The organism is Agromyces mediolanus (genome assembly GCF_044917495.1).
Taxonomy (GTDB): Bacteria; Actinomycetota; Actinomycetes; order Actinomycetales; family Microbacteriaceae; genus Agromyces; species Agromyces mediolanus_B.
Genome location: NZ_JAVSSI010000009.1, coordinates 55,753 through 78,962, shown reverse-complemented (window position 1 = coordinate 78,962; position 23,210 = coordinate 55,753). Strand labels below are relative to the sequence as shown.

At 73.1% G+C, this 23,210-nt stretch carries 22 protein-coding genes; 16 read left to right on the top strand and 6 right to left on the bottom strand.

Annotated elements, in window-relative coordinates; all coding sequences use genetic code 11:
* Nucleotides 1-50: 50 nt before the first annotated feature.
* The 6 genes from ROT00_RS13560 to ROT00_RS13535 are packed head-to-tail and all read left to right on the top strand — an operon-like array spanning nucleotide 51 to nucleotide 5,439.
* Nucleotides 51-854, top strand: a complete 804-nt coding sequence (locus ROT00_RS13560) for an ABC transporter ATP-binding protein (RefSeq protein ID WP_404775561.1) — start codon at nucleotides 51-53, stop codon at nucleotides 852-854.
* Nucleotides 851-1,867: an oligopeptide/dipeptide ABC transporter ATP-binding protein gene (locus ROT00_RS13555; protein WP_404775560.1), complete on the top strand. Its 1,017-nt coding sequence runs from the start codon at nucleotides 851-853 to the stop codon at nucleotides 1,865-1,867. Before ROT00_RS13560 ends, ROT00_RS13555 begins: the two co-directional genes overlap by 4 nt.
* Nucleotides 1,864-2,811 carry an ABC transporter permease gene (locus ROT00_RS13550; RefSeq protein ID WP_404775559.1) on the top strand — a complete coding sequence of 316 codons (948 nt, stop codon included), beginning with the start codon at nucleotides 1,864-1,866 and terminating at the stop codon, nucleotides 2,809-2,811. The genes ROT00_RS13555 and ROT00_RS13550 overlap by 4 nt, the downstream gene beginning before the upstream one ends.
* A complete protein-coding gene (locus tag ROT00_RS13545; protein ID WP_404775558.1) occupies nucleotides 2,808-3,680 on the top strand; it encodes an ABC transporter permease in 873 nt (290 codons plus the stop codon). The genes ROT00_RS13550 and ROT00_RS13545 overlap by 4 nt, the downstream gene beginning before the upstream one ends.
* Nucleotides 3,677-5,050, top strand: a complete 1,374-nt coding sequence (locus tag ROT00_RS13540; RefSeq protein WP_404775557.1) for a serine hydrolase domain-containing protein — start codon at nucleotides 3,677-3,679, stop codon at nucleotides 5,048-5,050. Before ROT00_RS13545 ends, ROT00_RS13540 begins: the two co-directional genes overlap by 4 nt.
* Nucleotides 5,051-5,082: 32 nt before the next feature.
* On the top strand, nucleotides 5,083-5,439 hold the full coding sequence (locus tag ROT00_RS13535) for an iron chaperone (RefSeq protein ID WP_404775556.1): 357 nt from the start codon (nucleotides 5,083-5,085) through the stop codon (nucleotides 5,437-5,439).
* Nucleotides 5,440-5,509: 70 nt separating this feature from the next.
* On the opposite strand, the gene ROT00_RS13530 is transcribed toward ROT00_RS13535, so the two are convergent.
* The 3 genes from ROT00_RS13530 to ROT00_RS13520 all read right to left on the bottom strand — a co-directional run bounded on the left by ROT00_RS13530 (nucleotide 5,510) and on the right by ROT00_RS13520 (nucleotide 8,536).
* Complete coding sequence (locus ROT00_RS13530; protein ID WP_404775555.1) at nucleotides 5,510-6,874, bottom strand: NAD-dependent succinate-semialdehyde dehydrogenase; 1,365 nt, start codon at nucleotides 6,872-6,874, stop codon at nucleotides 5,510-5,512.
* Nucleotides 6,875-7,062: 188 nt separating this feature from the next.
* Nucleotides 7,063-7,785: a PDC sensor domain-containing protein gene (locus ROT00_RS13525; protein ID WP_404775554.1), complete on the bottom strand. Its 723-nt coding sequence runs from the start codon at nucleotides 7,783-7,785 to the stop codon at nucleotides 7,063-7,065.
* Nucleotides 7,778-8,536 carry a FadR/GntR family transcriptional regulator gene (locus ROT00_RS13520; RefSeq protein ID WP_404775553.1) on the bottom strand — a complete coding sequence of 253 codons (759 nt, stop codon included), beginning with the start codon at nucleotides 8,534-8,536 and terminating at the stop codon, nucleotides 7,778-7,780. Before ROT00_RS13520 ends, ROT00_RS13525 begins: the two co-directional genes overlap by 8 nt.
* A gap of 73 nt (nucleotides 8,537-8,609) precedes the next feature.
* Between ROT00_RS13520 and ROT00_RS13515 the strand changes: the two genes are divergently transcribed.
* From ROT00_RS13515 to ROT00_RS13485, 7 genes are all read left to right on the top strand, one after another.
* Entirely contained in the window at nucleotides 8,610-9,776 is a 1,167-nt protein-coding gene (locus ROT00_RS13515) for a CaiB/BaiF CoA transferase family protein (protein WP_404775552.1), read from the top strand.
* The gene (locus ROT00_RS13510; RefSeq protein ID WP_404775551.1) at nucleotides 9,773-10,981 is read left to right on the top strand and encodes an acyl-CoA dehydrogenase family protein; all 1,209 of its coding nucleotides are present in this window, start codon (nucleotides 9,773-9,775) and stop codon (nucleotides 10,979-10,981) included. Before ROT00_RS13515 ends, ROT00_RS13510 begins: the two co-directional genes overlap by 4 nt.
* A 14-nt stretch (nucleotides 10,982-10,995) precedes the next feature.
* Nucleotides 10,996-12,444 carry an aldehyde dehydrogenase (NADP(+)) gene (locus ROT00_RS13505; protein ID WP_404775550.1) on the top strand — a complete coding sequence of 483 codons (1,449 nt, stop codon included), beginning with the start codon at nucleotides 10,996-10,998 and terminating at the stop codon, nucleotides 12,442-12,444.
* Nucleotides 12,445-12,564: 120 nt separating this feature from the next.
* Nucleotides 12,565-13,386, top strand: a complete 822-nt coding sequence (locus tag ROT00_RS13500; protein ID WP_404775549.1) for an amino acid ABC transporter substrate-binding protein — start codon at nucleotides 12,565-12,567, stop codon at nucleotides 13,384-13,386.
* Between the two features lie 13 nt (nucleotides 13,387-13,399).
* Nucleotides 13,400-14,065 carry an amino acid ABC transporter permease gene (locus tag ROT00_RS13495; protein WP_404775548.1) on the top strand — a complete coding sequence of 222 codons (666 nt, stop codon included), beginning with the start codon at nucleotides 13,400-13,402 and terminating at the stop codon, nucleotides 14,063-14,065.
* Nucleotides 14,052-14,876, top strand: coding sequence for an amino acid ABC transporter ATP-binding protein (locus ROT00_RS13490; protein ID WP_404775547.1), 825 nt, complete (start codon nucleotides 14,052-14,054; stop codon nucleotides 14,874-14,876). The genes ROT00_RS13495 and ROT00_RS13490 overlap by 14 nt, the downstream gene beginning before the upstream one ends.
* Before the next feature lie 30 nt (nucleotides 14,877-14,906).
* Complete coding sequence (locus tag ROT00_RS13485) at nucleotides 14,907-15,695, top strand: Pr6Pr family membrane protein (protein ID WP_404775546.1); 789 nt, start codon at nucleotides 14,907-14,909, stop codon at nucleotides 15,693-15,695.
* Here the strand turns inward: ROT00_RS13485 and ROT00_RS13480 are convergent.
* From ROT00_RS13480 to ROT00_RS13470, 3 genes are all read right to left on the bottom strand, one after another.
* Nucleotides 15,592-17,061, bottom strand: coding sequence for a flavin monoamine oxidase family protein (locus ROT00_RS13480; RefSeq protein ID WP_404775545.1), 1,470 nt, complete (start codon nucleotides 17,059-17,061; stop codon nucleotides 15,592-15,594). The two genes, ROT00_RS13485 and ROT00_RS13480, sit on opposite strands and share 104 nt — an antisense overlap.
* 77 nt (nucleotides 17,062-17,138) lie before the next feature.
* On the bottom strand, nucleotides 17,139-18,545 hold the full coding sequence (locus ROT00_RS13475) for an aspartate aminotransferase family protein (RefSeq protein WP_404775544.1): 1,407 nt from the start codon (nucleotides 18,543-18,545) through the stop codon (nucleotides 17,139-17,141).
* Between the two features lie 43 nt (nucleotides 18,546-18,588).
* The gene (locus ROT00_RS13470) at nucleotides 18,589-20,139 is read right to left on the bottom strand and encodes a CoA-acylating methylmalonate-semialdehyde dehydrogenase (protein ID WP_404775543.1); all 1,551 of its coding nucleotides are present in this window, start codon (nucleotides 20,137-20,139) and stop codon (nucleotides 18,589-18,591) included.
* A gap of 180 nt (nucleotides 20,140-20,319) precedes the next feature.
* On the opposite strand from ROT00_RS13470, the gene ROT00_RS13465 reads away from it, so the two are divergent.
* The 3 genes from ROT00_RS13465 (at nucleotide 20,320) to ROT00_RS13455 (ending at nucleotide 23,171) form a co-directional block, all read left to right on the top strand.
* Entirely contained in the window at nucleotides 20,320-21,876 is a 1,557-nt protein-coding gene (locus tag ROT00_RS13465; RefSeq protein ID WP_404775542.1) for a PucR family transcriptional regulator, read from the top strand.
* A 103-nt stretch (nucleotides 21,877-21,979) separates the two neighbouring features.
* Nucleotides 21,980-22,417, top strand: a complete 438-nt coding sequence (locus ROT00_RS13460) for a VOC family protein (RefSeq protein WP_404775541.1) — start codon at nucleotides 21,980-21,982, stop codon at nucleotides 22,415-22,417.
* Nucleotides 22,418-22,427: 10 nt separating this feature from the next.
* Nucleotides 22,428-23,171 (top strand): winged helix-turn-helix transcriptional regulator, encoded by a 744-nt coding sequence (locus ROT00_RS13455; protein WP_404775540.1) that lies wholly within the window; start codon nucleotides 22,428-22,430, stop codon nucleotides 23,169-23,171.
* Nucleotides 23,172-23,210: the final 39 nt, after the last annotated feature.

Sequence of the window (23,210 nt, the reverse complement as noted above, 5' to 3'; positions counted from 1 at the left end):
GGGGCCGCCGGCGCGCCCGGCGGCCCCACCCCAGCACGGAAGGACGAGCGATGCCGCTCCTCGAACTCGAGCACGTCGACATCCGGTACGGCGCCGGCTCCGACCCCGCGGTCCGGGACGTCTCGCTGACGCTCGACCACGGCGAGCGCGTCGGGATCGTCGGCGAATCCGGATCCGGGAAGAGCACGCTCATGGCCGCCGTGCTCCGCTCGCTCCCGGCCGGCGCGACGGTGAGCGGGCGCATCGCGCTCGACGGACGGGATCTCGCCGCCGTCCCGGCGGCCGACTTCCGCCGGCTGCGGAGCGTGGAGATCGCGCGGATCCCCCAGGACCCGCTCGCGAGCCTCAACCCCGTCATCCGCATCGGGGCCCAGCTCGACGACGTGATCCGGGCGCACCGGCGGCTGCCCGCGGCCGAGCGCCGGCGGCGCATCGTCGCCGCGCTCGGCTCCGTCGGCATCCCCGATCCGGCGTCGAAGCTGCGGAGCTACCCGCACGAGCTCTCGGGCGGGATGCGTCAGCGCGTCCTCATCGCGATGGCGCTCGTGAACGAGCCCCGGCTGCTGATCGCGGACGAGCCGACGACGGCGCTCGACGTGACGGTGCAGGCGCAGATCATCGACCTGCTCCGCCACCGCCTCGACCACGAGGGGATGTCGATGCTCCTCATCACCCACGACATCGGCGTCGTCGTCGAGCTGTGCGAACGGATCGTCGTCATGCGCCGCGGCAGCATCATCGAGGAAGGGCGGACCGCCGACATCATGCGGGATCCGAAGCATCCGTACACCAGGTCCCTCTTCGCCGCGGCGTCCGCGATGCCCGTCGGCCGGCGCCGGGAGGGGGCGGCGTGACCGCCGTCGAGGAGCGCCGCCCGCCGGCGCTCGCCGCGACCGGCCTCGTCCGGCACTTCGCGGTCTCGGGCCGCCCGCCCAAGGGCGAGCGCCCGCCGGGGCCGCGTCGGCGTCGTGCCGTGCACGCCGTCGACGACGTCTCCCTGCTGGTTCCGGCCGGCACGACGCTCGGCGTCGTCGGCGAGTCCGGGTGCGGGAAGTCGTCGCTCGGACGGCTCCTGGTCGGGCTCGACCGCCCCGACCAGGGCCGGATCGAGTGGGCCGGCGAGCCGGCCGGCGCCCACCGCGGCCGCGTCCAGGCCGTCTTCCAGGACCCCGCGAGCGCCCTCGACCCCCGGATGACGGTCGCCGCGGCGATCGGCGAGGCGCTGCCGGGGCTCCGCGGCGACGCCCTCGGCGCGCGCATCGCCGAGCTCCTCGACGTCGTCGGGCTCGACCCGGAGCTCGCCGAGCGGTTCCCGCACCAGCTCTCCGGCGGCCAGCAGCAGCGCGTCTGCATCGCCCGCGCGATCGCCTCGGACCCCGCGCTCGTCCTGCTCGACGAAGCCGTCAGCTCCCTCGACGCCTCGCTCCAGGCGCAGGTCGTCGAGCTGCTGCTGCAGCTGCAGGACCGCACCCACGCCGCCTACGTCTTCATCTCCCACGACCTGCGGGCGGTGCGCGCCGTCAGCGACCGGATCGCCGTGATGTACCTCGGCCAGATCGTCGAGCTCGCGCCGGCCGAACGGTTCGACCTCGAGCTGCTCCACCCCTACTCGGTCGCACTGCGCTCCGCGGAGCCGCACCTGCCCGGCGACGGGCACCGCATCGAGCGCATCGTGCTCCAGGGCGATCCGCCGAGCCCGATCGACCCGCCGCCCGGATGCCGCTTCGCCTCCCGCTGCCCGGTCGCGCAGGACCGCTGCCGCAGCGAGGCGCCCGAGCTCGTCGAACGACCCGACGGGCACGCCGTGCGCTGCCACTTCCCGGGCTCGCTCACGCCCGCCGTCCTGCCCGAGGAGCAGCTCGCATGATCGGCTACATCCTGAAGCGCGTCGCCGGCGCCGTGCTCGTGCTGCTCCTGCTGAGCGTGCTCATCTTCTTCGCCGGCCGCGGCCTCGTGTCCGGGAACCCGGCCACGATCATCGCGGGCTCGAAGGCCTCGCCGGAGACCATCGCCGCGCTCGAGCACTCGCTCGGGCTCGACCGGCCGATCATCGTGCAGTACCTCGACTGGCTCGGCCACGCGCTCACCGGCGACTTCGGCGTCTCGCCGTTCTCCGGCATCGAGAACACCGACGTGCTGCGCCAGCAGCTGCCCGTCTCGCTCGAGCTCGCCCTGATGAGCCTGTTCTTCGCCGTGCTCATCGGCGTGCCCCTCGGCGTCATCGCCGCGAAGCGCGCGGGCAGCTGGCTCGACACCGCGCTCCGCGCGCCGATGATCCTCATCTTCGCGATCCCCGGCTTCATCTCGGGCACGATCGCGATCTTCCTCGCGACGAACGTGCTGACGAACCTCTACTCGCCGGTGTACATCCGCTTCGAGGACAACCCGCTCGGGAACCTCCAGATCATGCTGCTGCCCGCGCTCGCGGTCGGCATCCCGACGGCCCCGCTGATCATGCAGGTCACCCGGGCGGCGATGATCGACGTGCTCGGCCTCTCCTTCGTCGCCTCCGCGCGCACGAACGGGCTGCCGGAGGGCAAGGTGACCTACGGCTACGCGCTGAAGGCGGCGACGCCGCCGATCCTCACCTTCATCGGCTTCACCTTCGGCTCCCTCATCGGCGGGCTGTTCATCGTCGAGCAGATCTTCGGGCTGCCGGGGCTCGGCCGGGGCATGCTCCAGTCGATCTCGACCCGCGACTTCACCCAGCTCACCGCGCAGGCGCTCGCGCTCGCCGCGGCGTTCATCGTCGGCAACCTCGTCGTCGACCTGCTCGTCCCCGTCGTCGACCGGAGGATCGCCCTGCGATGACCAACGAACTCACCGAGACCCTCGCCTCGACCTCGCTGCTGCAGCCGTCGAAGCGCCGCCGGATCCCCGTCGTCGGCACCGTCGCGTACGCGGTGCTCGCCGGGTACGTGCTGCTCGCGATCATCGGCCCGCTCGTCATGCCCTACCCGCCGAACCAGCTGAACGTCGGGCCGCGGCTCGCCCCGCCCGGGCCGGAGTTCTGGATGGGCACCGACGCGCTCGGGCGCGACCTGCTCTCACGCGTGATCGCCGCGATCCGGCCGGCGCTTCTCGCCGCCGCCACGGCGACGGCGATCGCCCTCGTCGTCGGCACCCTGTTCGGCCTCGCCGCCGGGTACTGGCGCGGCGCGGTCGACGGCATCCTCTCGCGCATCGTCGACTTCCTCTTCGCCGTGCCGGAGTACCTCCTCGCGATCCTCGTGCTCGCGGTGCTCGGCAGCGGCCTGCTGAACGCGGCGATCGCGATCGGGATCGTGTTCATCCCCCGCTTCGCCCGCACCGTCCGGGGCTCGACGCTCGAGATCATGTCGCGGAACTACATCGACGCGGCCCGGCTGTCCGGCCGCGGCGGCGCCTGGATCATGACGCGGCACCTGCTGCCCAACATCGCCTCGCCGCTCGTCGTGATCACCGCGATCAACCTCTCGACCGCGACGGGCGCCTATGCCGCGCTCAGCTTCCTCGGCTTCGGCGTCCGCCCGCCGGACGCGGACTTCGGCAGCATGATCGCCGACTCGCTGCAGTACCTGACGGCGGACGCCTGGGTGGTCGTGCCGCCCGCCGTCGCCTTCGTCGTGCTCATTCTCGCCATCAACCTCGCGGGGGACGCCCTCCGCGACCGACTCGACCCGAGGAGCGTCTCCCGATGACCGTGCTCTCCACTTCCGCCGCCGAGCTCCGCGCGCTGCTCGAGGAGGCGGTGCCCGAGCTCCTCGAGGAGTTCCAGGTGCCGGGCGCCGGCATCGCGCTCCGGGTCGGCGACGAGCGGCTCGGCTTCGGCTTCGGCGTCACGAACCTCGAGCACCCGCTGCCGGTCGACGGCGACACGGTGTTCCAGATCGGTTCGATCTCGAAGACGCTCCTCGGCGTGATCGTCGCGCAGCTGGAGGCCGAGGGACTCGTCGAGCTCGACGCGCCGGTCGCGCCGCTCCTCGCCGGACTCGGCCGGCTCGACCCGCGGATCACGCTCGCCCATCTCATCACCCACCGCTCGGGCATCGACGCGCAGTACATGATCGGCCGCGCCCACGAGCTGCTCGCCGACCACGCCGACGACAGCATCTCGGCGTCGATCGCGAAGTTCGCCGACGACGAGCCGATGTTCGCGCCGGGGAGCGACTTCTCCTACAGCGGGCCGGGCTTCATGGTCGCCGCCGCGGTCGTGGAGCAGGTCACCGGGCAGCGCTGGGCGGACGTGCTGCGCGAGCGGGTGCTCCGCCCCGCGGGCATGGACCGCACGTTCACGACCGCCGACGAGGCGATCACCCACCGGGTCGCGGCCCCGCACGACATCACGGACGGCCGCGCACGGGTGGCGCGCGACGAGGGCTGGCAGCTGCACTGGCAGCTGCCGGGCTGGGACGTTCCGGGGGGCGGGGTGCTGAGCACCCCGAACGAGCTGCTGCGCTACGCCGACTTCGCCGAGCGGGCGGCGCCGGGCACGGGCCACTTCCGGACGCTCGCGAACCGCGGGGTCCCGGGCCAGGACATCGCCTACGGCTGGATGGCGGAGCACCGCCGCGGCCGTGCCGCGTACCTGCACGACGGGCTCACGATCGGCTACTCGACCCGGCTCGTCCTCGTGCCCGAGGCGCGGCTCGGCTACGCGATCCTCACGAACTCGGTGAAGGGCGAGCCGTTCAAGAACGCGGTCGAGCGGCGCATCCTCGACGCCTGCTTCGGCGCGGAGCCCCGGGTCGACGCGCCCGTCGAGCCCGTCGACGCCTATCTCGGGCTCGTGGGCCGCTACGACTGCGGCTTCTACGGCCAGGCCGATCTCCGGGTGCGTGCCGACGGCGCGGGCTTCGAGCTCGTCTCGCTGCCGACCGCCCGCGACGACGGCAGCTACACGATCGATCCGATGTCGGTGGCGCGGCTGCTGCCGGCCGGACCGGGGGTGCTGTCGAGCGACCCGGGGTCGGAGTTCCCGGAGGAGATCGTCGCGTACGTGCGCGACGATGCCGGGCGGGGCGTCGCGCTGCGGCTCGGCGAGCGGCTCGCGGTCCGCGTCGGGGGCTGACAGCGCCCGCCCCCGGGTGGCAGGATGCCGCCATGGGAACCGTCACCGACTACCTCGAGGCGCGCAGCGGCGCCGATCGCGCGGCGCTCGAACGGGTCATCCGCATCGCGCGCGAACTCTCGCCCGACGCGAGCGAGGGGGAGAGCTACGGGATGCCTGCCCTGCTCCACCGCGGGAAGGGCTTCGTCTCGGCGATGCAGGCGAAGCAGCACCTCGGCTTCTACCCGTTCAGCGGCACGGTGCTCGCCGGCTTCGCCGACGAGCTCGAGGGCTTCAGCTGGTCGAAGGGCACCGTGCAGTTCAGCGCCGAGCACCAGCTGCCCGACGAGCTGCTCCGGCGCATCCTCTCCGCCCGCATCGACGAGATCGACGCGCGACTCGACCGCTGAGCGCGCGGGCGCCGAGACGACGGATGCCGCAGGCGTTCGCCTGCGGCATCCGTGCGTCCGAGCGGCGGGATCAGCCGATGCGGATCATCTTCTTGTTGACGAACTCGTCGGCGCCGAAGCGGCCGAGCTCGCGGCCCGAGCCCGAGCGCTTGATGCCGCCGAAGGGCAGCTCGGCGCCGTCGGCGCCGACGACGTTCACGAAGACCATGCCGGCCTCGATCTTGTCGGCGACGCGGAGGGCCTGCTCGCGGTCGGTGGTGAAGACGTAGGAGCCGAGGCCGAACGGGGTGTCGTTCGCGAGCTCGACGGCGGCGTCCTCGTCGGCGACCTTGAACACCTGCGCGACCGGGCCGAAGAACTCCTCGTGGAAGGCGTCCGAACCGGGCTTCACGTCGGTGAGGATCGTGGCCGAGTAGTAGTTGTCGCTGCGGGTGCCGCCCGAGTGCAGGGTGGCGCCCTGGGCGACGGCGCGGTCGACCTGCTCCTGGAGCGTGTCGGCGGCCTTCGCGGAGGACAGCGGGCCGAGGGCGGTGCCGTCCTTGGCGGGGTCGCCCTCCTCGACGGCGTTCATCGCGGCCGTGAACTTCTCGAGGAACGGCTCGTAGAGCTCGTCGGCGACGATGAAGCGCTTCGCCGCGTTGCAGGCCTGGCCGTTGTTGTCGACGCGGGCCATGACGGCCGCCTCGACGGTCGCGTCGAGGTCGTCGGTCGAGAGCAGGATGAAGGGGTCGGAGCCGCCGAGCTCGAGCACGACCTTCTTCAGGTAGCGGCCGGCGATCTCGGCGACCTTCGCGCCGGCGCGCTCCGAGCCGGTGAGCGAGACGCCCTGCACGCGCGGGTCGGCGATGACCTGCTCGATCTGCTCGTGCGAGGCGTAGATGTTGACGTAGGCGCCCTCGGGGAAGCCGGCGTCGAGGAAGATGCGCTCGATCGCGGCGGCCGACTCGGGGCACTGCTCGGCGTGCTTCAGCAGGATCGTGTTGCCGATGATGAGGTTCGGGCCGGCGAAGCGGGCGACCTGGTAGTACGGGAAGTTCCACGGCATGATGCCGAGGAGCGGCCCGAGCGAGGAGCGGCGGATGAGCGCCGAGCCCTCTCCGGCGAGCAGCGAGATCTCCTCGTCGGCGAGGAGCGACTCGGCGTTGTCGGCGTAGTACTCGTAGATCGCGGCCGAGAACTCGACCTCGCCGACGGCCTGCTCGCGGGGCTTGCCCATCTCGCGGACGATGATGTCGGCGAGCTCGTCGATGCGCTCGGTGTGCAGCTCGGCGACGCGGCGGATGAGCGCGGCGCGCTCGGCGACGGTGGAGTTCTTCGACCAGGTGCGGTGCGCCTCGGTGGCCTTCGCGATCGCGGCCTGCAGCGCCTCGTCGGTGATCGTGTCGTAGCTCTTGACGACCTCGCCGGTGGCGGGGTTGGTCACGGCATAGGGCATGGGGTTCTCCTTCTCGGGTGCACGCACGCCAGAGTCCGTCTGCCGCGGTGCATACGCTCGTCCATCAAAGATATAGCAGCGGATGATTGATCTGGACATGTCTCTGCGGATGCACAGCTGGAAGTGGCGCGATCGAGGCCGCATCGGCCCGAGTCCACGTTCCTCGTGCCGGCCTGATCCTGCCCCGCTCAGGCCGGGGCGACGAGCACGCGGAACGGGGTGGCCTCGCAGTCGAGCGCGGCGGCGGAGGTGCGGGCGAGCTGACCGACCTGGAGCGCCGGCTCGGTCGAGAGCACGACCCGGCCGTCGACGTTCACGAGGGCGAGCGGCGCGTCGACCGCGAGGAAGCCGGCGAGCAGCTCGCGCTCGAGCCGCCGCACCGCGACATCGGCGCCGACGACCCCGACCATGCGCTCGCCGTCGGCGGCGTGCACGGGCATCGTCAGGGTCAGGATGTAGTCGCACGTGCAGAGGTGGTCGACGAAGGGGCCGGTGACGTGCGCGTGCCTGGTCGTCGCGGGGATGCGGTACCACTCGAGCGCGCGGAAGTCGCGAAGGTACTCGGTGTAGCCGCGGGTGGAGAGGTCGAGCCGGGTCGGGCCGTCGGTCGAGCCCAGCACGGGGTTGTCGTCAAGGGGGCCGAGCCACCACGCGAAGTGCACGTCGCGGCCGTGCACGATCGCGCCGTCGGCGATGAAGCCCGCGCCGACGAGGAGCGCCTCGGGCTCGACGAGGCGGGGGATGACGAGCTCCGAGACGAGCTGGTCGAGGGCGAGCGGCTTCACCCCGGGGGCGATGGCCCGCTCGATCGGGGTGCGCCAGGCGGCGAGCTGCTCGAACACGCCGGTGAAGAGCCGGGACACGGCCGCGGCGGCGGCCTCGGTGCCGGCCGGGAGCATCGCCTCAGTCATCGATCCCGCCTCCTCGTTCGACCCTGGCCTTCGCGGCGAGGAGCCGCTCGGCGAGGCTCGCGATGAGCTCGCCCGCGGCGGCGCGGGCCTCGGCGGGGCGCTGCGCGGCGACGGCCGCCACGATCCGCCGGTCACTCGCCGCGGCCCTCGTGCGCTCGGCCTCCTCGTCGAGGCCGAGGAGGAGGAGCGGTCCGGCATCGGCCTGCAGGCGGATCTGCTCGCGCACGAGCCGGGCCGACTGGCTGAGCACGGCGAGCTCGAGGAAGAAGCCGCCCTGGTTCGTGCGGGCGGATGCCGCGGTACCGAAGTCGGCGGCGTCGAGCCACTCGGCGAGGCGGCGGGCCTCCGAATCGGCGGCGCGCTCGGCGGCGCGTTCGGCGATCCCGGCGAGGATCGCGCCGAAGTAGACGGCCATGTCGCTGAGCTCCACCTGCGCGAGCGCTCGGAGCCTCGCGGTGAGCAGGGCGCGGTGCTCGGCGTCGTCGTGGACGACGAAGCTGCCGCCCTCGCGGCCGCGCCGGGTCTCGACGAGCCCGGCGTCGCGGAGGATGCCGAGGCCCTCGCGCACGGTGATGAGGGCGACGCCGAAGCGGCGGGCGAGCTCGGGCTCGCTCGGCAGGCGCTCGCCGGGGTGCAGCACCCCGAGCACGATGCCGTCGGTGAGCCGCTGCGCGACCTGCTCGGCGCGCCCCGCGTCCGACAGCTGCGCGAACACGGCCTCGCGCGCTCCCGGGCCCACCCTCGATCCCATAGCGCACAGCTTTTCACAGGAGTTAAAGATTCACTATAGGATGAATGAAGATCGACGGTGATGGAGGCGAGCGATGACGAGTGGGACCGAGCGACCGGGCGTGCTCGCGGGACTCCGCGTCGCCGACTTCTCCCGCGTCCTCGCGGGCCCCTACGCGACCATGACCCTCGCCGACTTCGGCGCCGACGTGATCAAGATCGAGTCGCCGGCCGGTGACGACACCCGGCACTGGAAGCCGCCGGTCGACGCCGCGGGCAACGCCACCTACTTCGGCAGCGTGAACCGCAACAAGCGCTCGGTCGCGCTCGACCTCGCGAGCGAGGCGGGCCTCGCCGAGGCGCGCCGGCTCGCCGCGGGCGCCGACGTGGTCATCGAGAACTTCCGCCCCGGCGTGATGGCCCGCTTCGGTCTCGACTACGACGCGGTCCGGGCGCTGAACCCCCGCGCGGTCTACTGCTCCATCACCGGCTTCGGCACGGGCGAGGGCGCCGCGCTCGCCGGCTACGACCTCCTCGTGCAGGCCGTCGGCGGCCTGATGTCGATCACGGGGGAGCCCGAGGGCGAGCCCGCGAAGGCGGGCGTCGCGCTCGTCGACGTGCTCTGCGGCCAGAACGCGGTCGCCGGCATCCTGCTCGCCCTCCGCGAGCGCGAGCGCACCGGCCGCGGCCAGCTCGTCGAGGTGAACCTGCTGCAGAGCCTCCTCGCGGCCCTCACGAACCAGGCGGCGTCGACGCTCGTGACGGGTCGCGCGCCGCGGCGCCTCGGCAACCAGCACCCCTCCATCGCGCCCTACGCCGTCTTCCCCGCCGCCGACCGCGACCTCGTCATCGCCGTCGGCAACGACAAGCAGTTCCGTGCGCTCACGGCCGAGCTCGGCATCCCCGCCCTCGCCGACGACGCGCGCTACGCGACGAACGAGGCCCGCGTCGCCCACCGCGACCACCTCCGCGCCGAGCTCGAGGCCGCGCTCGCGGCCGCCCCCGCGGCAGCGTGGGCCGAGCGCTTCGCCGCCCGCGGCGTGCCCGCCGGCCTCGTGAACGACGTCGCCGAGGCCATCGCCTTCGCCGAGTCCCTGGGGCTCGAACCCGTCGCCGAGATCGCGCAGAGCCGCACCGTCGCGAACCCCATCGGGCTCTCCGAGTCCGCGCCCGCCTACCGCACCCCGCCGCCCGCGCTCGACCAGCACGCGGGCGCCGACTGGAACGACGCCCCGACCGGCCAAGGAAAGGAACCCCGATGACCACCGCACCCCGGATCGACCAGGTCTTCGACTTCGACGAGCTGCTGAGCGAGGAGGAGCGCGACTGGCAGCAGCGGGCGCGCGCCATCGCCCAGGAGCGCATCCTGCCGATCATCGAGGACGACTTCGAGCAGAAGCACTTCCGGAAGGAGCTCATCCCCGAGCTCGGCGCCGCGGGCTTCCTCGGCATGCACCTCACGGGCTACGGCTGCGCGGGCGCCGGCGCGGTGAGCTACGGCCTCGTCTGCCTCGAGCTCGAGGCCGCCGACTCCGGCTGGCGCACCTTCGTCTCGGTGCAGGGCTCGCTCGCGATGAGCGCGATCCACAAGTACGGCTCCGAGGAGCAGAAGCAGCAGTGGCTGCCCGGCATGGCGAAGGGCGAGCTCATCGGCTGCTTCGCGCTCACCGAGCCCCAGGGCGGCAGCGACCCCGCGGCGATGACGACCGTCGCCCGCCGCGACGGGGACGGCTGGGTCCTCGACGGCGCCAAGCGCTGGATCGGGCTCGCCTCGCTCGCCGACGTCGCCGTCGTCTGGGCGCGGGTGGAGGACGACTCGCTCCCCTCGACGGGCTCGGGGAACCAGGGCGGCAAGGCGGTGCGCGGCTTCCTCGTGCCGACGTCGACGCCCGGCTTCACCGCGACGCCGATCGACGGCAAGCTCTCCATGCGGGCGAGCGTGCAGTGCGACATCGAGCTCGACGGCGTGCGGCTGCCCGCCGACGCGATCCTCCCGGGCGCCGAGGGGCTCTCGGGCCCCTTCGGCTGCCTGAACGAGGCGCGCTACGGCATCGTGTGGGGGGCGATGGGCGCCGCCCGCTCCTGCCTCGAGGTCGCCCTCGACCGCTCGATCAGCCGCGAGGTCTTCGGCAAGCCCATCGGCGCCAACCAGCTCACCCAGGCGAAGCTCGCCGACATGCTGCTCGAGGTGGAGAAGGGCATGCTGCTCGCCCTGCACCTCGGCCGTCGCAAGGAGGCCGGCCGGCTCACCCCCGCGCAGATCTCCGTCGGCAAGCTGAACAGCGTGCGCGAGGCGCTCGCCATCGCCCACGAGGCGCGCACCATCCTCGGCGGCGACGGCATCACCAACGCGTTCCCCGTCATGCGGCACGCGGCGAACCTCGAGTCGGTGCGCACCTACGAGGGCACCGACGAGATCCACCAGCTGATCCTCGGCCGGGCGCTCACCGGCCTGAACGCGTTCTGAGCGGAGGCGACGGGATGACGACAGTCGACTCGGCCGTCCGGGCCGCCGCCGCGAGCGGGCTCGAGCGGAGCGACCGTGCCGAGCGGGCGGGCTGGCTCCGCGCGATCGCCGAGGCGCTCGAGGCGCACCGGGCGGAGCTCGTCGGGATCGCGCACCGCGAGACGCACCTCTCGGAGGCCCGGCTCGACGGCGAGATCACCCGCACCGCGACGCAGCTGCGCTTCTTCGCCGGCGTCGTCGAGGAGGGGTCGTATCTCGAGGCCACCCTCGACCGGCCGGACGCCTCGCTGCTGCCGCCGCGCCCCGATCTGCGTCGCATCCTGCGGCCGCTCGGGGTCGTCGCCGTGTTCGCGGCGTCGAACTTCCCCTTCGCCTTCTCAGTGCTCGGCAACGACACCGCCTCCGCGCTCGCCGCGGGCGACCCCGTCGTCGTGAAGGCGCACCCGGGGCATCCGGAGCTCTCCCGCCGCACGGCGGCGATCGCCCGCGAGGCGCTCACCGCGGCCGGCGGCCCGGTCGACGCGCTCGTGCTCGTCGAGGGGATGGATGCCGGCATCGAGCTCGTGCGCCATCCGCTCGTCCGGGCCGTCGGCTTCACCGGCTCGACCCGCGGCGGCCGGGCCCTGTTCGACCTCGCCGCCTCCCGAGCGGAGCCGATCCCGTTCTACGGCGAGCTCGGTTCGATCAACCCGGTCGTCGTGACCCCGGCGGCCGCCGCCGAGGACGCGGCCGGGCTCGCCACCGGGCTCGCGGGCTCGTTCACCCGCGACGGCGGCCAGTACTGCACGAAGCCGGGCCTCGTGTTCGTGCCCCGCGGCACCGGCTTCGAGGCCGCGCTCGCGGCCGCCGCCGCCGAGGCCCCCGGCCAGCGGCTCCTCACCGACGGCATGGCGGCGGCGTTCGCAGAGGGGGCGAGCGGCATCGCGGCGCGCGCGGACGTCGAGCTGCTCGTCGACGGCGGCGGTTCCGTGGAGCCCGGCGTGTCCCGGCCGACGGTCGTCGCGACCGACATCGCGGCGTTCCTCGCCGACCCGGCGGGGTTCCAGGAGGAGCACTTCGGCCCGCTCACCCTCCTCGTCCGCTACGACGACGCATCGCCCGGCGGCGAGCTCGACCGGGCGCTCGCCGTGCTCGAGGGCAGCCTCACCGGCACCGTGCGGCACGCGGCATCCGATGACGAGGAGCTCGTCTCCCGGGCGAGCGCCGCGCTCGCCCGCATCGCCGGCCGCGTGCTCTACAACGGCTGGCCGACGGGCGTCGCCATCGCGTGGGCGCAGCACCACGGCGGCGGATGGCCCGCCTCGACCGCGTCCGTGCACACCTCGGTCGGGGCGAGCGCGATCCGGCGCTTCCTCACGCCCGTGGCGTACCAGGACGCGCCGCAGGCCGTGCTGCCGGTCGAGCTCCGCGACGGCAATCCGGCGGGCGTGCCGCGGCGGGTGGACGGGGTGCTCGAGGCGTAGCCCGACCGCGGCGGGAATGCAACGGGGCGTCACGCGGTTTCTGGAAGGCGGCGCCCTGTGCTGGAATACCGGGCGTCCCACCAGCGCTGCACCACAGCCAGTCCGAACGGAGCACCACCGATGCCCAGTCCCCGCCGTCTCCGCGCCGCCATCGGCGCCGCCGCGTCCGCCGTCGCCGTGATCGCCCTCGCCGCCTGCTCGAGCGGCGGTGCCGGCTCGGCATCCCAGAGCGCGGGCGCCGGCGACGAGTACGGGCTGCTGAAGGCGGGCACCCTCACGGTCGCGACCGAGGGCACCTACCGCCCGTTCACGTACCACGAGGAGGGCTCCGGCGAGCTCGTCGGCTACGACGTCGAGGTCGCCGAAGCGGTCGCCGACGAGCTCGGGCTGAAGATCGAGTTCCAGGAGACCCAGTGGGACGCGATCTTCGCGGGTCTCGAGGCCGGGCGCTTCGACGTCATCGCGAACCAGGTCTCGATCAACCCGGAGCGCGAGGAGAAGTACCTCCTCTCGACGCCGTACACGGTGTCGCCGAGCGTCGTCGTCGTGAAGGACGGCGACACCTCGATCACGAGCTTCGCCGACCTGAAGGGCAAGACCACCGCCCAGTCGCTCACGAGCAACTTCTACACCCTCGCCCAGGAGGCCGGCGCGAACGTGCAGTCCGTCGAGGGCTGGGCGCAGGCCGTCGCGCTCCTCGAGCAGGGGCGCGTCGACGCGACCGTGAACGACGAGCTGACCTATCTCGACTACGTCAAGGAGCACCCCGACGCGAAGCTCGCCGTCGCGGCCGAGACCGACCCCGCCGAGAGCGCGTTCGCGTTCACGAAGGAGAAGACGGCGCTCGTGAAGGCCGTCGACGAGGCGCTCGCGAAGCTGCAGGCCGACGGCACGCTCGCGAAGATCGGCGAGAAGTACTTCGGCCAGGACGTCTCCCAGTAGTACCGTCCTGACTATGGCCGACGGCTGGCAGCTCTTCCTCGACTCCTTCTGGCCGATCGTCTGGGGCGCGGTGAGCGGGACGATCCCGCTCGCCCTCGCCTCCTTCGCGATCGGACTCGTGCTCGCCCTGGGCGTCGCGCTCATGCGGCTCTCCCGGAACCCGGTGGTCTCGGGCATCGCCCGGGTGTACATCTCGATCATCCGGGGCACGCCGCTCCTCGTGCAGCTCTTCGTGATCTTCTACGGGCTGCCGGCGATCGGCGTCGTCATCGACCCGTGGCCGAGCGCGATCGCGGCGTTCTCCCTGAACGTCGGCGGCTACGCGGCCGAGATCATCCGGGCGGCGATCCTCTCGGTGCCGAAGGGGCAGTGGGAGGCCGGCTACACGATCGGCATGTCGCACGCGAAGACCCTGCGCCGGATCATCCTGCCGCAGGCCGCCCGGGTCTCGGTCCCGCCGCTGTCGAACTCGTTCATCTCGCTCGTGAAGGACACCTCGCTCGCCTCGCTCATCCTCGTGACCGAGCTGTTCAAGGTGTCGCAGCAGATCGCGGCCTTCAGCCAGGAGTTCATGCTCCTCTACCTCGAGGCCGCACTCGTCTACTGGCTCATCTGCCTCGCCCTGTCGAGCGGGCAGAGCGCCCTGGAGCGGAGGCTCGATCGCTATGTCGCCCACTGATCCCGTGCCCACTGCTCCCGTGCCAACCGACCCGTCGCGGCCGCTGCTGCGGGTCGCGGGGCTCCGCAAGGCCTTCGGCGAGAACGAGGTGCTGCGCGGCATCGACTTCGAGGTGCGCCGCGGCGAGGTCGTCGTGCTCATCGGCCCGAGCGGCTCGGGCAAGACGACCGTGCTGCGTTCGCTGAACGGGCTCGAGACCCCCGACGCGGGCGTGCTCGACGTCGACGGCGGCCCCGTGATCGACTTCGCCGCGCAGGCGGCGGGCCCCGCGAAGGCGGCGAAGCGGCAGCGGCTCGCGCTCCGGGACCGTTCGGCGATGGTGTTCCAGCACCACAACCTCTTCCCGCACATGACGGTGCTGGAGAACGTGATCGAGGGACCCGTGCAGGTGCAGCGGGTGCCGAAGCCGCAGGCGGTCGCCGAGGCGACGGCCCTCCTCGAACGGGTCGGGCTCGCCGAGAAGCGCGACGCCTACCCCTTCGAGCTCTCGGGCGGGCAGCAGCAGCGGGTCGGCATCGTGCGGGCCCTCGCACTGAAGCCCGACCTGCTGCTCTTCGACGAGCCGACGAGCGCGCTCGACCCCGAGCTCGTCGGGGAGGTCCTCCAGGTGATCTCCGAGCTCGCCCGGGAGGGCTGGACGATGGTCGTCGTCACGCACGAGCTCGCCTTCGCACGGCAGGCGGCCGACCAGGTGCTCTTCCTCGACGGCGGCGTCGTCGTCGAGCGCGGGGCGCCCGCGACGCTCTTCACCGCCCCGCGGGAGGAGCGCACGCGCCGCTTCCTCGACCGCATCCTGCGTCCGCTCGACTGAGGCGCGCGGCCCCGGCGGTAGCGTTGAGGGATGACCCCGCGCACCGACGGCCTCGCGTCGCCGGCCCGGGCGCGGGCGTTCACCCGGGCGCGCCGGCTCGCCACCGGCGGCCCGCGGCGTGCGCTCGGCTGGTTCCGCCTCGGGATCGCCGCGCTCGAGGTGATCGCGCTCATCGGCAACTTCGTCTACGTGCTCGGCTTCCGCGCCTTCGCGACGGCGAACTTCTTCAGCTACTTCACCGTGCAATCGGCCTTCGCCGCGGTCGTGACGCTCCTCATCGCGGGCGGATACGCGCTCCTCGCGCCGCGGGACCCCCGCTGGCTCGGCACGCTGCGCACGGTCGTGACCGTGTACGTCGTCATCTCGGGCATCGTCTTCGCGCTCATCGTCGCGAACGCCTCGACCCGCGACTACCGCATCGAGGTGCCCTGGTCGGACACCCTCCTGCACTTCGTGGTCCCCGCGCTCGCCCTCGTCGCCTGGACGACGGACGCCGTCCTCGCGGTGAACCCCCGGGTGCCGTGGTCGACGATCGCCTGGGTGCTCGGGTATCCGGTGATCTGGCTCGGCTACACCCTCGTGCGCGGCGCCGACGTCGGCTGGTACCCCTACTTCTTCCTCGACGAGACGCAGGTCGGCGGCCCGTGGGGCGTGGCGCTCTACTGTGCGGTCGTGCTCGTGATCTTCGTCGCCGTCACGGCGGGGCTCGTGGCCGTCAACCGCGGGCTGTGGCGAACGGCGCGAGATCGACGAGCACGGCGTTCTGGAACGTCTGATCGTCGAGCCCGTCCAGCAGCCGTGCCTGCGACGCCGCGATGACGCCGACGAGCACGGGCGCGCCGCCGAGATCGATCCAGCCGGCCACATGCGCCGGCGTCTCGACGGTGAGCAGCTGCGGCATCGTCGCCCGGGCGTCGGCGGTCGTCTCCCCGTCGTCGGGGACGGGCGCGCGCCAGAACGCCTCCGCGAAGCGCAGCCAGACGAGGTCGACCGCACCGGTCTCGAGCGTCGCGATCGCCTCCTGATGGGCGGCCGGCAGGGCCGGCTCGAACGCGAAGGCGTCGGACTGCAGCACCCCGAGCGGGACGGCGACGATCGCCCGGTCGGCGGCCACGGACTCGCCGGAGTCGAGGCGCAGGCCGACCCGCCGATCGGTGACGGTGACCCGGGTCACCGCGCTGCCGGCCGCGATGTCGATGCCCTCGGCGAGCCGGTCGGCGACGTCGGCGAGCCGCCCGGTGACGAGTCGCCGGGGCGCCTCGAACAGCCCGGCGAGGTCGGTGCGGGCGGAGACGAGCGTCGCCCCGGCGCCCGTGAGCGGCTCGACGCCGGTGCGGAGCGCGTGCTGCACCCAGGGGAGGTCCTCGGCCGGGAGGGCGCTCGCGCCGCTCGCGCGGAGCGCGTCGGCGAGGGAGCGGTCGTCGGGCTGGGCGAGGGCCCAGTCGTGGGCGCGGGCGATCGCCTCCTGGCCGACGGGCGGCACGGTCACCACGGCGCCGTCGGCATCCCGGGTCTCCGCGGTGCCGGCGAAGGGCTCGGTCGCGACGCCGGTCGCGGAGAGCAGCGCGGTGAGCTCCTCGTCGTCGCCCACGAAGAGCGGTCCGAGCTCGACGGTGCGGTCGAACGCGGCATCCTCGACCGAGTCGATGCGCCCGCCGATGCGCGAGCGCGCCTCGACGACGATGACCTCGAAGCCCTCGTCCTGCAGCACCCGCGCGGCGGCGAGCCCGGCCAGGCCCGCCCCGACGACGGCGACGCGTTCGCCCGGCTCGGCGCGCTCCGCGAGCGCCCGCGCGGCGAGCCGGCCGGAGGAGAGCGCGCCCTGGAGCGTTCCCGGGGCGTCCGGCGAGCACGCCTCGCCGGCGAACCACACGCGATCGGCGACCGGCTCGGCGAGCGCCTCGCGGAGCTCCGGGGTGGTGCCGACGGCCCGGTAGCCGAACGCCCCGCGGGCGAACGGATCGGCCGCCCAGGCGGAGCGCCGCATGGCGCTCGGCAGCGGCACGCCGGCCGGGGCGCTCGGGGTCGGCGTCGGCGAGAGGCTCGGCGTCGGCGACGGCGGCCCGCTCGGGCTCGGCTTCGGACCCGTCGTGCAGCTCGCGAGCGCGAGCGAGGCGGCGCCCGCGAGCCCGGCCGCGAGGAGCGCTCGGCGGCTCATGCCGCCCCCGTCAGCCCGCTCCCGCATGCCTCTCAGGCTAGCCGGAAACGACGGATCGCCCGCGTCCGGCGGGACGCGGGCGATCACGGCTCGTGCGCTGCGGCTCAGACGGTGTACCCGTCGGCCACGGTCAGCGCCTCGTCGATGACGTCGAGGCCGCGGTTCAGCTCGTCCTCGGTGATGACGAGCGGCGGGGCCACGTGCGTGCGGTTGAAGTGCACGAACGGCGAGACGCCGTTCTGCTTGCACGCCGCGGCGAACGCGGCCATCGGCGCGGCGGCGGCGCCGCTCGCGTTGAACGGCACCAGCGGCTCGCGGGTCTCGCGGTCCTTCACGAGCTCGATCGCCCAGAAGAGCCCGAGGCCGCGGACGTCGCCGACCGAGGGGTGCTTCGCCTGCAGCTCCGCGAGACGCGGGGCGACGACGCGCTCGCCCAGATCGCGGACGCGCTCCAGGATGCCGTCGCGCTCGAACACCTCGAAGGTCGCGACGCCGGCGGCGCAGGCGAGCGGGTGCCCCGAGTAGGTGAGCCCGCCCGGGAAGGCGACCGTGTCGAAGTGCGCGGCGATCCGCTGCGAGATGACGACGCCGCCGAGCGGCACGTAGCCCGAGTTCACGCCCTTCGCGAAGGTGATCAGGTCGGGCGTCACGCCGAAGTGGTTCACCGCGAACCACTCGCCGATGCGGCCGAAGCCCACCATGACCTCGTCGGCGATGTAGACGATGCCGTAGCGGTCGGCGAGCTCGCGCACGCCCTGCAGGTAGCCGGGCGGCGGCACGAGCACGCCGTTCGTGCCGACGACGGTCTCGATGATGATCGCGGCGATCGTCGAGGCGCCCTCGAGCACGATGACCTGCTCGAGGTGGGCGAGGGCGCGCGCCGTCTCCTCCTCGGGGGTCGTGGCGCCCCACGCGGAGCGGTACTCGTAGGGACCGAAGAAGTGCGCGACGCTGCCGTCGCTCGGTTCGTTCGCCCAGCGGCGCGGGTCGCCCGTGAGCGAGATCGCGGTGGCGGTGGAGCCGTGGTAGCTGCGGTACATCGAGAGCACCTTGCGGCGGCCGGTGACCTGGCGCGCCATCCGCACCGCGTACTCGTTCGCGTCGGCGCCGCCGTTCGTGAAGAACACCTTGTCGAGGTCGCCGGGGGCGACCTCGGCGATGCGGCGGGCGAGCTCGCCGCGCACGTCGGAGGCCATCGAGGGCTGGATGGTCGCGAGGCGACCGGCCTGCTGCTGGATGGCGGCGACGAGGTCGGGGTGCTGGTGGCCCAGGTTCAGGTTCACGAGCTGGCTCGAGAAGTCGAGGTAGGCGTTGCCCTGGTAGTCCCAGAACGTCGAGCCCTCGCCCGTGGCGACGGGCAGCGGGTCGATGAGGGCCTGCGCGCTCCACGAGTGGAACACGTGCGCGCGGTCGTCGGCGCGCACCTGCGCGTCGCCGGCGGCGTCGGGCAGGGCGTGCGTCGCGCCGTGGCGGTCGGTGTAGCTGGCGGTCTCGGTCAGCGTGTCGGTCATGGTTCTCCTTGCCGGTTCAGCGAGGCGGGGTCAGCGCGCCGGGTCAGTTGTTCTGGGGGAAGCCGAGGTTGATGCCGCCGTGCTGGGCCGGGTCGAGCCAGCGGCTCGTGATCGCCTTCTCGCGGGTGAAGAAGTCGAAGCCGTGCGCGCCGTAGGCCTTCGCGTCGCCGAAGAGCGACTGCTTCCAGCCGCCGAAGGAGTGGTAGGCGACGGGCACCGGGATCGGCACGTTGATGCCGATCATGCCGACCTGCACCTCGTTCTGGAAGCGGCGGGCGGCGCCGCCGTCGTTCGTGAAGATCGCGGTGCCGTTGCCGAACTGGCCGGAGTTGATGAGCTCGAGGCCCTCGTCGTAGCTCGCGACGCGGACGACCGAGAGCACCGGGCCGAAGATCTCCTCGGTGTAGGCGCGCGAGGTCGTCGGCACCTTGTCGAGGAGCGTCGGGCCGAAGAAGAAGCCGTCCTCGTGGCCCTCGACGGTGAAGCCGCGGCCGTCGACGACGATCTCGGCGCCGTCGGCCTCGGCGATGTCGACGTAGGAGGAGACCTTGTCGCGGTGCACGGCGGTGATGAGCGGGCCCATGTCGGGCTCGCCGGCGTCGGTGCCCGCGCCGTTGCCGATCTTCAGCTTCGCGATGCGCTCGGTGATCTTGGCGATGAGCTCGTCGGCGACGGGCTCGACGGCTAGGACGACCGAGATGGCCATGCAGCGCTCGCCCGCGGCGCCGTATCCGGCGTTGATGGCCTGGTCGGCGACGAGGTCGAGGTCGGCGTCGGGGAGCACCAGCATGTGGTTCTTCGCGCCGCCGAGGGCCTGCACGCGCTTACCGTGCTTCGAGGCGGTCTCGTAGATGTACTGGGCGATCGGGGTCGAGCCGACGAAGGAGATCGACTGGACGAGCGGCGAGGTGAGGAGGCCGTCGACGGCGAGCTTGTCGCCCTGGAGCACCGTGAAGACGCCGTCGGGGAGGCCGGCCTCCTTCCACAGCTCGGCGAGCCAGAGGGCGGCGCTCGGGTCCTTCTCGCTCGGCTTCAGAACGACGGCGTTGCCCGCGGCGATCGCGATGGGGAAGAACCACATCGGCACCATCGCGGGGAAGTTGAAGGGGCTGATGATGCCGACGACGCCGAGCGGCTGCTTGATCGAGTAGACGTCGATGCCGGTCGAGGCGCTCTCCGAGAAGGCGCCCTTGATGAGGGAGGGGAAGCCGGTCGCGAGCTCGACGACCTCCTGGCCGCGGAGGATCTCGCCCATGGCGTCGGAGAGCACCTTGCCGTGCTCGGCGGTGATGATCGCGGCGAGCTCGCCGCGGCGCGCGTTCAGCAGCTCGCGGAAGGCGAAGAGCACGGTCTGGCGCTTCGCGATCGAGTAGCCGCTCCACACCTCGAAGCCGGCCTGGGCCGAAGCGATGGCCGCGTCGATCTCGGCCTGGTCGGCGAGCGCCACCTCGGCCTGCACGGCACCGGTGGCGGGGTTGAAGACGGGCGCGGTGCGACCCGAGTTCGAGGCGCGGTGGCCGCCGTCGACCCAGTGGCCGATCACCGGCACCGAGGCCGTCGAGCTCGTGGCGGATGCGGTCTCGGTCGTGCTCATTGGGTCTCCTTCGCGGGGTGGAACGGTGCCGGCCGGACAGATTGCCCGGCGCTCGGCTAAGCTTGTGATTCCCAGTGTTGCAGAGCCGAAGTGAGTGAAGCGGTGGCAGATCGTCGCGAAGATGAGTCGATCCGAACGGAACGTCCGAGCCCGGGCGCCGAGGGCGCGGGCCTCCCGACGGTGCGCGAGATCCTGGCCCTCCCGGCGCTCGCCGACGGCGTGCCCGAGGTGCTCGTCGGCGGCGACGCGCTCGAGGCGCGGGTGCGCTGGGCGCACGTCTCCGACAGCGCCGGCGTCGCGCGCCTCCTCGACGGCGGCGAGCTGCTGCTGACTACCGGATCCGGCTGGCCGACCGAGCCCGAGGAGCTCGCCGGCTTCATCGGCGGTCTCGTCGACGCCGGGCTCGCCGGGCTCGTCCTCGAGCTCGGCGCCCACTACCGCTACGTGCCCGCCGTCGTCGCCGAGTCGGCGGAGGCGCGAGGGCTCGCGCTCGTGGCCCTGCACCGCGAGGTGAAGTTCGTCGCGCTCACCGAGGCCGTGCACGGGCGCATCATCTCGGCGCAGACCGCCGCACTCGTCGCCCGGGACGAGGTGCGCGAGCGCTTCACCGGGCTCGCGCTGCGGGGTTCGCCGGCCGACTTCATCGTGCGTCAGCTCGCCGCGACGCTCGGCTCCGGCGTGGTGCTCGAGAACCTCGCCCACGAGGTCGTGAGCGCCGAGGTGGCGCCGAGCGAGGAGGAGTCGCTGCTGCGCGAGTGGGAGGCCCGTTCGCGCCGGGCCCACCGCGGCGACGCGGAGGGCTGGCTGATCGTGCCGGTCGAGGCGCGGGGCCTCCGCTGGGGTCATCTCGTCGCCCTGCCCGGGCCGGCGCACGCCGCGGGGCGGAACGCGGTCCTCGAGCAGGCCGCCACGGCCCTCGCGTTCGGGCGGCTCGCGGACTCGGGCGGCGACGAGTGGGCCCGGATCGGGCGCCAGCGCCTCGTCGACGCGCTGCTCGAGGGCCGCTTCGCCGCGCTGCCGAACGCCGCCGTCCGGCTCGAGGCGGCCGGGCTGCCCGTCGAGCACGGGGTGCAGTTCGGGGTGGTCGTCACCGGCGCCGAGGTGCCGGGCGAGCGGGTGGATGCCGCGGCGCGCGCGCTCGGCGGCCGCGCGCTCGCGGGGGCGCTCGCCGAGGGGGCCGCTCCGGCATCCGTGCTCCTCCTCTCGCTGCCCGAGTCGACGCGCTTCGCGGTCGACGAGGCGGCGGTGCTCGCGTTCGGGCGCTCGCTCGTCGAGGAGGCCGCGGCCAGGGAGCGCCTCGTGCTCTCGATCGGACAGGCCGCCCACGGCCTCGCCGAGCTGCTCGCCTCGGTCCAGCAGGCGCGCGATCTCGCCCGGGTGCCGGTGCCGCGCGGCGCGCGCGGCCCGATCGTCCGCCGCGCCGACGACCGGCCGCTCGTGCGGCTCGTCACCTCGTTGCGCGACGACCACCGCCTGCAGGAGCACGGGGAGCGGATGCTCGCCCCGCTCATCGAGTACGACCTCGCCCGCGGCGGCGACCTCCTCGACGTGCTCGCCGCGATGCTCGCCCATCCGGGCAACCGCACGGCCGCGGCATCCGCCTCCCACCTCTCGCGCTCGGTGTTCTATCAGCGCATCGCCCTCATCGCCGAGCTCCTCGACGCCGATCTCGATGACGGCGAGACGCTCACCGCGCTGCACCTCGCGCTGCTCGTCCGGCGCAGCGGGAGCCGCTGAGCCCTCGGGGGAGCAGCTCGTTTACTTGCTATTGACAAGCTCGCTTGTTAAGAGCAAGCTAGTGCCCATCAGGCACCATCTCGACGACGAATCGGAGCACGCCATGTCCGCCACCAGCATCTTCGTGAACCTCCCCACGACCGACCTCGAGCGCTCCAAGGCGTTCTACGAGGCGCTCGGCTTCAGCATCAACCCGCTCTTCACCGACGAGAACGCGGCCTGCGTCGTGCTCGGCGAGAACGTGTACTTCATGGTGCTCACCCGCGACTACCTCGCGACCTTCACCGACAAGCAGATCATCGACCCGAAGACGCACGCCCAGGCGCTCATCGCCCTGAGCCGCGAGTCCCGCGACGACGTCGACCAGGTGCTCGCGAAGGGGCTCGCCGCCGGCGGCACCGAGCCGCGGGACGCGCAGGACTACGGCTTCATGTACTCGCGCGACCTCGAGGACCCGGACGGCAACGTGCTCGAGTTCCTCTTCATGGAGCAGGCCGCCGCCGAGCAGGGCCCCGACGCGTACCTCGCCGGCCAGGCCTGACGAGGCCCCGGTGGGCACCCGCGCCGCGCGCGGCTTCGGCCAGTACAGCGGCGTCGCGCGCGCCGTCGAGCGGATCGGCGAACGATGGGCCCTGCTCATCGTCCGCGACCTGCTCGGCGGTGCGCGCCGGTACAGCGACCTCAAGACCTCGTTGCCGAGGATCCCGACGAACATCCTGAGCGACCGCTTGAAGGAGCTGCAGGAGGCCGGCATCGTCCGGCGCGTGCCGAGCGTCCGCGGCGGCTACGAGCTGACCCCGCTCGGCCGCGGCCTCGAGCCCGTGGTCCTGGCGCTCGAGCGCTGGGGCTGGTCGGTGCTCGGCGACCCCGGCGAGGGCGAGACGATGAGCGCCGACGCGCTCGGCTTCGCGCTCTCCGCGGCATTCCGGCCGGATGCCGCGGCGGCGCTCCCGCCGACCGAGTACGTGTTGACCGTGCGCGGCGCCGAGCCGTCGGCGCCGGTGTCGGTCTCGGCGATCGTGGTCGCCGGCACGCTCGATGTCGCCCCCGTCGGTGCCGGAGCGCTGCCCCAGCCGCGGCGACGCTCCGCGCTCGAACCCGTGCCGGAGGCGGTGCTCGAGCTCGAGCTGACTCCGTCCGAGCTGCGGGCGCTGCTCGCCGACGGAACGGCGGCCGTGGCGGGGGCCTTCGCCGGCGACGGCGAGCTGCTCGAACGGTTCGCCCGCACCTTCCGCATCGAGCCCGTCGGGCCGCCGTCCGGGCGCGCGGGCGCGGCGGGCGCGGCCGTCGCATAGCCGTTACCGGAGCGATATCTCCGCGACGTCCGCCGAGGC